This window comes from Pontibacillus sp. ABV4_188 (assembly GCF_056311905.1).
The window spans coordinates 691,591-703,064 of record NZ_CM149975.1; the positions used below are offsets into that span (position 1 = coordinate 691,591).

Sequence of the window (11,474 nt, forward strand, 5' to 3'; positions counted from 1 at the left end):
CTTATAGGCTGACTTTTTTTATTAGTAAGTAGTTCGTATCGACATGATTCAAACGCATTAGGACAATACTACGAGATAAGGCAAAAAAATTTATTTATAGAAAATAGCGAGAAATTAACGTTTTTCCCTATGTAAGCGTTTATTTGGAAATGTTTGCATTTGCATGACGTCTGACAACTTGGTATGATTCTGTAAGAAGGTATTAATGAAAGCATTTTCATTGCCGTCATATCAATTATTACTTAATTTATATAAAAGGGAAAGGGAGGCATTTATGCCATGAATATTTTGCTTGGCTTGCTTGCAATTGTAGTGGTTCTTGGTATCGGATTTTTAATGTCCAATAACAGAAGTAACATTAATTATAAAGGTATCGGAATTATGCTTGTGCTTCAATTGTTTACAACTTGGTTTGTGTTCAATACTAAGATAGGTAAGATCATAATTACGGGAATTTCTGCTGCTTTTGATCAGCTCATTCAATCTGGACGAGCTGGTGTAAGCTTTATACTTCCGAACGTTGCAAACGTCGGGGAAGATGGAAGCCCGATGAACGTCTTTTTCCTAGATGTTCTTATGATCATTATTTTCTTCGCTGTTCTTCTTTCTGTATTAACATATTTAAAGATTCTACCTACAATTATTAAATACTTGGGTGCTGCGATTTCTAAAATCACAGGACTTCCTAAAGTAGAATCATTTAACGCTGTAAATAGTATGTTCTTTGGACAGTCTGAAGCGTTATTGGCGATTAAATCTCAGTTCCACCATTTAGAAAACAACCGATTGTATATCGTAAGTGCCTCCGCAATGGGATCTGTATCTGCTTCAATTGTAGGTGCATATCTTGAAATGTTACCAGAACAATTCGTACTTGTAGCGATTCCGTTAAACATGTTTAGTGCTCTTATTCTTGCATCGATTATCGCTCCTGTAAAAGTATCAAAAGAAGAAGACCATGTTGATATTAAAGAAGTTTCAAACGCCAACAGTTTCTTCGAGGCTATGGGGAATGGAGCTCTTGATGGTGGTAAGATTGCTTTAATTGTAGCCGCAATGTTAGTTGCGTTTACCGCCTCTCTTGACTTTGCTAACTTCCTGATCTCAAGTGTCTTCTCAGGAGTTACATTAGAACAAATCTTAGGATATGTATTGGCTCCGCTAGCCTTCCTAATGGGTGTTCCTTCTAGCGACCTTATTCAAGCTGGTAGCTTGATGGGTACTAAAATCATTACAAACGAATTCGTTGCCATGCTTCAATTGACAGACATTATGGCTAATCAGCCAAATCAATTGTCTGATAAAACAATTGGTATTGTATCCGTATTCCTTACGAGCTTTGCTAACTTTGCTTCTATCGGTATTATCGCTGGTACCGTTCAAGGTATTGATAGTAAGAAGGGTGCTGCGGTGTCCAAGTTTGGTTTGAAGTTGTTAATTGGTGCAACACTTGGTTCTGTACTATCAGCGACTATCGCTGGACTATTCTTATAAAGTCTAAAACGCTTAGAACATTATGTTCTAAGCGTTTTTTTATGCCATTATTGCCCCCTACACGCAAGGCTCGAAGTTGAGATGTTTCAGCTTGAAGGGGCCGTTACGTTCATTAGTGCATGGGCTTGCGCGGGGACAACTCGCTTTCCTGCGGCCCCACACGAGGTGGGGTCGTTCGACATTGTCACAGGACGTGACGGTTTTAGTCGAACTTCCCCTTCTTCTTAGAGCCTCCTCGTTCGCTAACGCTCTCTGTGGGGTCTTCCCTAGCTTAAAAGTGCAGGCGTGGTGCCTAGGACCGTACGGACAAGACAGCTTTTTGGAAAAGGCGTTTAGCCTTTGTAAAAAAGATGACTTGTCTCGCTAGGTCCTCCACGCCGGAACTAGATAGGCTCTTTTCCCCGCGGGAGTCTCGCATTCCCCGAGCAAACCCTGACTTTAAATAGGAGAACGGCCTCGCAGTTCGCATCAGGAGGTCTTACCACACCCAATATGGCATGTTTTCGTTACTCCTTGTATGGCAAAGGTGGGCCTGGAAACCGCGAGACTCCCGTGGGAAGAAGAGCCTCGGTGAGCCCCCGGAAGACGGCGTGCCGGCTGAGGAGGCTCACCAGCTCCCCACAGGAAAGCGAGTGGTTTCCAGGCCCACCTTACACTAAACTAAAGCTATCGGAAACATTCTCACAGCTTCGAGTTTTCATAATTACTGCCCGCTTATGGAATAGGAGAAGAGCTTGTGCTTCGATGTTTTAAATTTCCTAATAAAGGTAATATTCATAGGAATATTCCAAATAAAGGAGTGCTCGTCTTATGGAGCAGTACGGACTTTTTATAAATGGTGAATGGGCAAATTCCAAAGAAACAGTAGAGGTTTATAATAAGTATACTCAAGAAGTGTTTGCGAATGTTTCGAAAGCTGGGAAAGATGAGGTAGACCAGGCGATTGCTAGTGCAGAGTCGGCGTATCGTAATAAAGAAATGTCTCCTTACTCACGGTTTGAAGTTCTCTACAAAGTAAGTAAATTGTTGCAAGAGCATAAAGAAGAAATGGCTCAAATTATTACAGCTGAGGCAGGGAAACCAATTAAGCAGGCACGGACTGAAATAGACCGGGCTACTCAAACGTTTGAATTGTCTGCTGAAGAGGCGAAACGAATTCACGGAGAAGGTGTCCCTGTGGAGGCAGCACCAGGGTCAGAAAATAGAATGGCTTTTACCATCAAGGTACCTGTGGGAGTCGTTGGGGCGATTAGTCCTTTTAACTTCCCTGTAAACCTTGTTTCTCATAAGATTGCTCCGGCTATAGCTGCTGGGAATGCTGTTGTTCTTAAGCCAGCTAAGAACACACCAATCTCTTCTTTGAAGTTGGCGCAGTTATTCCAAGAAGCAGGCCTACCTGAAGGGTTTTTAAATGTTGTGGTAGGATCAGGGTCAGATATTGGTAGCCAAATGATGAAGGATAAGCGTATCAACCTTTACACGTTTACAGGGAGTGCTGAAGTAGGGTTAAAGCTAAAGCAAAATACAGGCTTGAATAAGTTGATATTAGAGCTTGGCAATAATTCACCCGTCATAGTAGACAAAGAAGCTAATGTAAAGAAGGCTGCAGAAACTTTAGCTCAAAAGAGCTTTGCTTTTGCAGGTCAGGTATGTATTTCTGTTCAGCGTATGTACGTTCATGAAGAAGTAGCCGCAGACTTTAAGACACATTTTATTAACGCTACGAAAGAGCTAAATGTAGGAGACCCAACAGATGATGAGACGGACGTAGGGCCGATGATTAGTCAGAGTGAAGCAGAACGGGCCGAAGAGTGGATCCAAGAGGCCAAAGGACAAGGGGCTGATGTTATTCACGGAGGCCAACGAAAAGGGTCCATTTTTGAACCAACCCTGTTAACCGACGTAGACCACTCTATGAAAGTCGTTTGTGAAGAGATCTTTGCACCTGTAGTGACAATGATGACCTTCTCAGATCTTGATACGTGTATTCAAGAGGTGAACAAATCAAGCTATGGGTTACAAGGTGGAATCTTTACTCAAGATGTCGATCGTGCTTTTAAAGCTGCTCGAAAAGTAGAAGTTGGTGGGTTTATGATTAATGATGCATCTCAGTACCGTGTAGACCTTATGCCTTATGGTGGTGTTAAGAACAGCGGTTGGGGGAAAGAAGGACCCAAATATACGATTGAGGATATGACGGAAGAACGTTTAGTGGTTATGAATTTACAACAATAAAGGTAGGTATCAAAAGCTCGTTATGGAAAGATTCCAAAACGAGCTTTTTTAGTCGAATGCTGATGAAATTTCAAATTTCCCAGGTAATAATGTTTTAATTTGTGCTAGTTTGAAAAGAATCAATAAAAGGCTCCTTCATATAGTAATCGTAAGGTTTGGAATTGTTTCATATGTTATTTACGTTAATAGCCGGTTTAATACCTGATAATGTAAAAGCCAATAACACTCAAGTGTCATTGGCTTTTCGTTGCGTTCCGTGTTGATGATGTGGTTTTTTGAACATATAGGAGACGGATAAACAAAGTGATCGCTCCCACAGCCAGACCCGTAATGAGTCCCATCCAGTATCCTGCTGGCCCTAAGAATGTGTAAGTCGCCATTACATATCCGCTTGGTAATCCGATTATCCAATAAGACACAAACGCCATGAGTAGAGTGATATTTACGTCCTTATATCCTCTCAACGCGCCTTGAATAGGAGCACCAAATGCATCAGAGAGCTGGAAGAAGATCGCGTAGAATAAGAAGTGTTTCGTCATTTCAATTACTTCGGTTTGATCATTGTAAAGTCTAGCGACAGGTCCATCAAAGGCATATATAGCGATGCCACATAAGATTGACAATATAACAGCAATGCCTATTCCAAGATAGCTATATTGCTTTGCATGGTCACGACGGTTACCACCAGCCTCAAATGCAACAGCAATCGTTAAAGCCATTGCGATGCTAAGAGGAATCATGTATAAGAACGAGGCAAAGTTAATGGCTGCCTGGTGAGCTGCAATCGTGTTTGTACTATAGCTACTCATGAAGATCGTAACAGCTGAAAAAATACTAACTTCAAAGAATATTGCGATTCCAATTGGTACCCCAATTTTTAGTTGGTTCCACCATGCTTGGATGGAAGGCTTCTCAAACATTTTAAAGATTGCATAAGTAGAAAATGGTCGAATTCGTATAATAATTATTACTGTAAATAAAAGCGTTACCCAGTAGGTCATAGATGTAGCAATCCCTGCACCAACACCGCCATATGCAGGTAATCCGAACTTACCAAAAATAAAGATGTAATTAAAAACGATGTTGAATGGAAGAGATAAAAGGGTAATGACCATCGTGACCCTTGTAGCTCCCAGTGCATCTATAAATGACCTGAGACCATTATAGATAAATAACGGAATGATGCCAGTACTTAAGGCGATTAAGTAGTCCTTTGCAATTGAACGAACTTCAGACTCTAGCTTCATTAAGTTCAAGATGGGATCAAGGACAAAAAAACCAATAATCAATACGAGTATAGCAAGCAATGTTGAAAGGTAAACGCCTTGTCGGACCGCGCTAGGCACATCATGTTTCTGATCTGCTCCAGTCAATTGTGCTACGATAGGAGATAGGGCTAACATAATACCATTTATTCCTGTGAAAATGGGTACCCATAGGCTTGACCCTATTGCAACACCTGCTAGATCTTCTGCCCCCGCATTACCAGACATCACCGTGTCAAAGAAGTTCATTGCATACATACCAAGTTGGGTTACAAGAATTGGGCCTAGAATAATAAGAAATAATTTAATTTTTTGTTGCCATGTATTTGTTTTGTACATGAAACTCTTCCTTTTATCCGATATTTCTTTTACGATAAGGGGGATTATAGCATACATTCTACTGTTACTGTGAAAATTTGAAAATGTTTCTATATAGAAAGGACGTCAAAGCCATGAACACAAAGCGCATTCTTTTTACCGGAGGTGGCACGGCAGGACATGTGATCGTTAATCTTGCCCTTATACCTGAATTTCAAAAGGAAGGATGGGAAGTTGATTACATTGGTTCTCACGAAGGGATCGAGCGTCAATTAATTGAGTCTCTTGGGGGAGTCACTTACTACCCAATATCAACCGGTAAACTACGCCGCTATTTCTCTAAAGAAAACTTTAAAGATCCTTTCAAAGTATTAAAGGGGACTGGGCAAGCCTATTCCATTATGCGAAAAAGAAAGCCGCAAGTTATTTTTTCTAAGGGTGGATTTGTATCGGTACCTGTACTCCTGGCTGCCCGTATGGCTGGGGTGCCATCTGTTATTCATGAATCGGATTATACACCAGGACTTGCGAACAAATTAGCCATGCCATTTGCCAAGAAAGTATTAGCAACATTCCCAGAAACGATGAATCATATATCTGATAAGAAAGCAGAGTGGGTTGGAGCTGTTGTCAGAGAAGAGCTTTTTGAGGGAGATGCAGCAAGAGGTCGTGCCTTATGCGACTTCACTCGAAACAAACCGGTGTTACTCGTGATGGGAGGAAGTATGGGATCGAAGAAAATTAACGATGCCATTCGTGATAATTTAGATGAACTGTTAAAAGAATTTCAAGTCGTCCACCTTTGCGGAAAAGGGAATCAAGATGAGAGTATAAAGCGACCAGGTTATGTTCAATTTGAATACGTAAATAAAGAACTAAATGACCTATTTGCCATGACTGACTTTGTAGTCTCTAGAGCCGGATCAAATGCAATCTTCGAATTCCTCGCACTTAAAAAGCCAATGCTCTTAATCCCACTATCTCGACATGCTAGTAGAGGCGATCAAATTTTAAATGCAGAATCCTTCCAAAAACAAGGCTACGCCCGATCCGTTGAGGAAGAAGAATTGGATGAGAAACGCTTCTTAGAAGAAGTTCGCCAGTTAAGTAAAGAGAAAGAAAAGATGTTAGAAGCAATGAGTCAATACCAAAGCAGACGTGCGAAAGAACAAGTGATAGACATTATTAAATCCCACGCCAAACAGAAGTAATCATTAAAATATGAAGCCTCCTATACCACCGCCCAAGAAACACCTTGGGCGGTTTGTTTTAGCTGTTATTTCTTATTCAAGTATATGGCAGGATTGTTATCACTCGAAGGTGGGAGAATGTTTCCGTACTAGATTGAGAGTAAGGTGGGCCTGGAAACCACTCGCTTTCCGCGGGCGAGCTGTCGAGCCTCCTCACTCACTTCGTTCGCTCCGGGGTCTCGTCTACCTCTTTCTCCCGCAGGAGTCTCGCGGTTTCCCGGCCCACCTTTGCCATATATGAGGAACAGAAACATACCATCTAGAGAGAAGGGAGCTTTCCTGTTTACCATCTGAGGGGCCGTTTAGCCTCTTTATGCCAGGGCTTGCTCGGGGACGGCGAGACTCCCGCGGGAAAAGGAGCCTAGGGGAGACCCCGGAAAGCGCGTAGCGATTGAGGAGGCTTCCCAGCTCCCCGCAGGAAAGCGAGTTGTCCCCGAGCAAGCCCCACCGCTCAACAAACATAACGGTCCCTTCCTGCTAGAATACCTCAACTTGGAGTCTTCCACATAAGGAAACTTATGTGGAAGAGAAACATCTATCTATAAAGAAGTGCATTCTATATAATGGAATCAGCATTACGAGGAAGGGGAAAAGTATGAAAGATTTAGTATGCCGTTATTGCGGAAAGAAAATTGAGAAAAAACAACTCCGAACAGCGATTCGGCGTTTGAAGATCAATCCTTTTCACAAGGAATGTTTTGAACTAAAAGAGGAAGAAACCATATCTACTGATGATATGTGGAAACCAATAAATCAAGTGGGCTGGACAATTACGGCAATCGCTCTACTTATTCTGGCGATTGTGCTTGTAGTAACGGGATGGTTAGGCAATCTAGGTAACTTTATTAGTATTTTAGCGTTATACCCAATCATCACTCGAATCCTATCCTACGTTATTTATGAAACAAAGTGAGTATTTCTTTATTTTGGAATATGGGTGTGCTAGAGTAGGTACGTTGCTTCGAAATTGTACGTGCTCTACCACGTCCGACTCGTCATTCACATCACCTATGTGAAAGGAGAATGGCTATGAAAGAACACCCTGATTATGAAGAAGAGTTAGATCGTTTAACGTTTACTAAAGTGTATATGGATTCCGTTATAGCTGCCCAGCAATCGGATCAGGAAACGTTGAAGAAACGTCAGGAGAGTACAGTAGCCTCTCTTGATTTTAAGGACAGTAGTTTAAAGTACCAGGACATGCTTACTCATGCAAACTTCATGAAAATGTCTAGAGAACAGTTGGAAAACCTCAAGAAACTCCGAAAGAAACCGTATTTTGCCCGCATTGATTATCATCGAAAAGAGAAACCAGGACGTGAAATATTTTATATTGGGAAAGTTTCCTTGTTCGACCGTGAAACCCAACAACCGATTATTCTTGATTGGCGCTCGCCGCTTGCCAATGTCTATTACGAAGGCCGTGTTGGTGATGTAAGCTATGAAGCGCATGGTGAATGGTATGAAGGAAATGTTTCCTTAAAGCGCCAGTACTCTATAGAAGAGGGAGAACTTCTTGACTTTAGAGATATTGATATCACTACAAAAGATGATTTACTACAGGACTCTTTATCACAGAATGCCGACCATCGTTTAACTGAAATCGTTTCGACCATTCAAGAAGAACAAAATCGTGTTATCCGAGCAGACCTCCGCAAACCAATCGTTGTGCAAGGGGCTGCTGGTAGTGGGAAGACGACCATTGCTTTGCACCGAGTTTCCTATTTCTTATATACATTACAAGATATTTTTCGGCCAGAGGAAATGCTAATACTAGCGCCGAACCGTTTATTCATTGATTATATGAAAGAGGTCCTTCCTGAATTAGGGGTAGAAAAAGCAAGGTCGACCACTTTTGTAGATTATGTCCAACTTGTTACGGGGCATACTTTCACTGTTCAAACACAACATGAGACACTTATGAATGTATTAGAACATTCAGGTGAGGAAAAGGCCATTTTAAAGATGGCAGAATGGAAAGGATCGATGTCTATACAGACCGTACTCGATCATTTTATTCAGCATGTGAAAAAAGAATTTTTAGTGGAAGAGGATTTGAAAATTGCTGGATTCCGGGTTGTAAATGGGAAGAAGATGAAGAAGCTTTTTTTAGAAGACTATTCTTACTTACCATTTTATAAGCGGAAAGAAAAGATTCGTCAGATCTTGAAAAGTGACGTAAGACGAAAAAAGAAAGTTATGCTCGAGAAGATAACAAAGAAATATGATGATGAGCTTGACCGCGCCTTGTATGGCATAAAAGATGCTGACAAACGAAAGCGACGCGTAAGTTTTCTCTTGGATCAGAAAGATGAGAAACTAAAACAAATTGAAACAGAATCTAAAAAGGCTGTTCGTCTTTATATGACGCAGTATCCTAATGCTTCTTTGAGTGAATACTTTACACGCTTCTATGAACAAGAAGAGCTGTATGACCGATTACTTGAGAAGTACCTGTCGGAAGAAGAAAGACAGTTTATGAGAGCACACATGCTTCACCAGCTCAATAAGAACAAGATAGATGCTGAGGATTTGGCGATGTTACTGTATCTACAAGCGAATTTATATGGACTTGATCCTGAACACAAAGCAAAAAAAGTCGTGATGGATGAAGCGCAAGATTATTCGTATATGGAATTTGTTAGCTTGAAAAGGGCATTGAATACAGATCTATTTACGATAGTCGGGGATCTGGCTCAAGGGATCTATCAGTATCGTGGCTTAAAACAATGGCAACCTATTTTAGAACATGTGTTTAGGGAGCCTAACTACTTAACATTACAGAAGACGTACCGAACGACCATGGAAATCATGGAAGTGGCAAATAGCATATTAACATCTATGGATGCGAATTTGCCTTTGGCTGAACCGGTCCTTCGAAGAGGAGATCAACCTTCCTTTCACTACTTAGGGGGAGAGGGATGGGAAAAGGCGCTATATGAAGAATATAAGCGTTTGAGGGAAGATGGGTTCAAAAGCTTTGCTCTGATTGGAAAGACGGTAAAAGAATGTCAGATGATTTACCATGCCCTTTCTTCTTACTTTCCTAATGAATCTCTTCAGTTCATTCAAGGTAACGAAGAAATGAAAAAAGACAGTGCTATTATTCTTCCTGTTTATTTAGCGAAAGGGTTGGAATTTGATTGTGTATTTTTAGTTAACCAAAACGAATCGTATGCCAGAAAAGAACTGGATCGGAAGCTGTTGTATGTTGCTATGACACGTCCATTACATAGGTTACAGTTTTGGGCGCATAAACCAGAATCATTTCTTCTCAATGAGGTGGACGCTAAACATTTTAACGATAAAAAACTGTCGAAATGAATTTCGGCAGTTTTTTGTTGTATAAACAAAAGTATTCTTGAATATAAAGTTAGGCAAAAGAGGACTGGGAGCTGAATTTCATCTAATTTTTCTGCAAATATTGATTATTTGAGGGGAAAGAGGAGAATAGACGACGATTTATACAAGAATAAAGAATATACTCCCTTAGCGCTTTTCTTTACATGTTCTTTACATAATACGACAGAATATCAGTTTTGATGGAAATGCTTCCTTTTATGTACAATAGTAAATGTTGGAATAATGATTGGAGGCGATAGAAAGCTTGTAAATAAAGCAAAACTAAATGAATAAGGTAACCGATTGCAAGAGAATGATTTATACCTTAACTCATCCTCTCTATCTTCATAAGAACTCCCCCGCAGTAGTCTTGTATAGACTTTCTTTAAAAGAGCAAACCAAAATTGTTTGAGCTACCCACATTAATATAGCGATCAATTAGAAGAAGTAATTAAGAGAGAAGAAATCATTCGTGCAAATATGTGAAATACTTCACAATGTTAATACACTTAGGAGGTTTATGATGAACAAGAAACTTACGTTATTAGTCAGTACAATGCTGTTATTGGTTTTAGCAGCATGCAGTGGAAGCGCTGAGTCTGAGAGCGATTCCATAGACACGATTACATTTTCAGATGCTGGATGGGATAGCCAGCGTGTACATAATGAAATAGCAGGGACGATAATCGAAAATGGATTCGACTACGAAACAGATGTTACCACAGGATCTTCACCTGCGGTTGTGCAAGGTTTAAGACAAGGTGACATCCAAGTAATGATGGAGTTTTGGGTAGACAATATGCAAGAAGAATACGATGAGGCTATTGAAAAGGATGAAATTAAAGAAGCTTCTGTAAACTTTGATGATAATAAGCAAGGGTACTGGGTGCCGACTTATGTTATTGAAGGAGACGAGGAACGAGGAATTGAACCGATGGCGCCAGACCTTAAAACAGTAGCTGACTTAAAGAAATACCCTGAACTATTCCAAGACCCTGAAGATCCTGATAAAGGAAGAGTTTACGGATCTCCGTCTGGGTTTGCTGCTGACAAGATGTTAGAACCTAAATTAGATGCTTATAACTTAGATAATTTCAACTATTTCCGACCAGGATCTTCAGCTGGCTTGGCAACATCTTTAGCTGATGCTTACGAAGCTGGAGAAGCTTGGGTTGGATACTATTGGTCTCCAACATGGGTGACAAGTGTATTTGATATTACTCTGTTAGAAGAACCAGAATACAACGAGGAGCAGTTCAAAGAAAATTATGGAACTGAAATCCCTCCTACGAAAGTAACGGTAGCAGTCCATTCTGACTTCCCAGACCAAGCGCCTGAAGTCTACAAGTTTCTCCAGAACTATGAAACAAGCAATAAGTTAACTCAAAGCGCTTTAGGCTATATGAAGGAGAATGAAGCAAGTGCTGAGGAAGCAGCTCATTGGTGGTTGAAGGAAAACGAAGGTGTGTGGACCGAATGGGTATCAGAAGATGTCGTTACTAAAGTAAAAGATGCGATTTAACAAGAGGAAGATAGATGAACAGATTGCTCACTCATCTACGTTTTTAGA

The 11,474-nt window shown here is 40.7% G+C and carries 7 protein-coding genes; 6 read left to right on the top strand and 1 reads right to left on the bottom strand.

Annotation, left to right across the window (positions count from 1 at the left end):
- The first annotated feature begins 279 nt into the window (after positions 1 to 279).
- Together ACYX4O_RS03530 and ACYX4O_RS03535 are read left to right on the top strand one after the other, a co-directional pair.
- Positions 280 to 1,494 carry a NupC/NupG family nucleoside CNT transporter gene (locus tag ACYX4O_RS03530; RefSeq protein WP_476354622.1) on the top strand — a complete coding sequence of 405 codons (1,215 nt, stop codon included), beginning with the start codon at positions 280 to 282 and terminating at the stop codon, positions 1,492 to 1,494.
- 810 nt (positions 1,495 to 2,304) lie between these two features.
- Complete coding sequence (locus ACYX4O_RS03535) at positions 2,305 to 3,729, top strand: aldehyde dehydrogenase family protein (RefSeq protein WP_476354623.1); 1,425 nt, start codon at positions 2,305 to 2,307, stop codon at positions 3,727 to 3,729.
- A gap of 233 nt (positions 3,730 to 3,962) precedes the next feature.
- Here ACYX4O_RS03535 and ACYX4O_RS03540 read toward each other — a convergent pair whose 3' ends face one another.
- Complete coding sequence (locus ACYX4O_RS03540) at positions 3,963 to 5,333, bottom strand: MATE family efflux transporter (RefSeq protein WP_476354625.1); 1,371 nt, start codon at positions 5,331 to 5,333, stop codon at positions 3,963 to 3,965.
- Positions 5,334 to 5,446: 113 nt separating this feature from the next.
- On the opposite strand from ACYX4O_RS03540, the gene ACYX4O_RS03545 reads away from it, so the two are divergent.
- The 4 genes from ACYX4O_RS03545 to ACYX4O_RS03560 all read left to right on the top strand — a co-directional run bounded on the left by ACYX4O_RS03545 (position 5,447) and on the right by ACYX4O_RS03560 (position 11,426).
- Positions 5,447 to 6,523, top strand: coding sequence for an undecaprenyldiphospho-muramoylpentapeptide beta-N-acetylglucosaminyltransferase (locus ACYX4O_RS03545; protein WP_476357003.1), 1,077 nt, complete (start codon positions 5,447 to 5,449; stop codon positions 6,521 to 6,523).
- Positions 6,524 to 7,157: 634 nt separating this feature from the next.
- Positions 7,158 to 7,475, top strand: coding sequence for an LIM domain-containing protein (locus ACYX4O_RS03550; protein ID WP_476354627.1), 318 nt, complete (start codon positions 7,158 to 7,160; stop codon positions 7,473 to 7,475).
- A gap of 116 nt (positions 7,476 to 7,591) precedes the next feature.
- The gene (helD, locus tag ACYX4O_RS03555; protein WP_476354629.1) at positions 7,592 to 9,886 is read left to right on the top strand and encodes an RNA polymerase recycling motor HelD; all 2,295 of its coding nucleotides are present in this window, start codon (positions 7,592 to 7,594) and stop codon (positions 9,884 to 9,886) included.
- A 541-nt stretch (positions 9,887 to 10,427) separates the two neighbouring features.
- A complete protein-coding gene (locus tag ACYX4O_RS03560) occupies positions 10,428 to 11,426 on the top strand; it encodes an ABC transporter substrate-binding protein (protein WP_476354631.1) in 999 nt (332 codons plus the stop codon).
- Positions 11,427 to 11,474: the final 48 nt, after the last annotated feature.

What these genes read in the sequence shown, in the direction of transcription:
- ACYX4O_RS03550 (WP_476354627.1), top strand. Translation starts at nt 7,158, where the DNA reads ATGAAAGATTTAGTATGCCGTTATTGCGGAAAGAAAATTGAGAAAAAA.
- helD (WP_476354629.1), top strand. Translation starts at nt 7,592, where the DNA reads ATGAAAGAACACCCTGATTATGAAGAAGAGTTAGATCGTTTAACGTTT.
- ACYX4O_RS03530 (WP_476354622.1), top strand. Translation starts at nt 280, where the DNA reads ATGAATATTTTGCTTGGCTTGCTTGCAATTGTAGTGGTTCTTGGTATC.
- ACYX4O_RS03545 (WP_476357003.1), top strand. Translation starts at nt 5,447, where the DNA reads ATGAACACAAAGCGCATTCTTTTTACCGGAGGTGGCACGGCAGGACAT.
- ACYX4O_RS03560 (WP_476354631.1), top strand. Translation starts at nt 10,428, where the DNA reads ATGAACAAGAAACTTACGTTATTAGTCAGTACAATGCTGTTATTGGTT.
- ACYX4O_RS03535 (WP_476354623.1), top strand. Translation starts at nt 2,305, where the DNA reads ATGGAGCAGTACGGACTTTTTATAAATGGTGAATGGGCAAATTCCAAA.
- ACYX4O_RS03540 (WP_476354625.1), bottom strand. Translation starts at nt 5,333, where the DNA reads ATGTACAAAACAAATACATGGCAACAAAAAATTAAATTATTTCTTATT.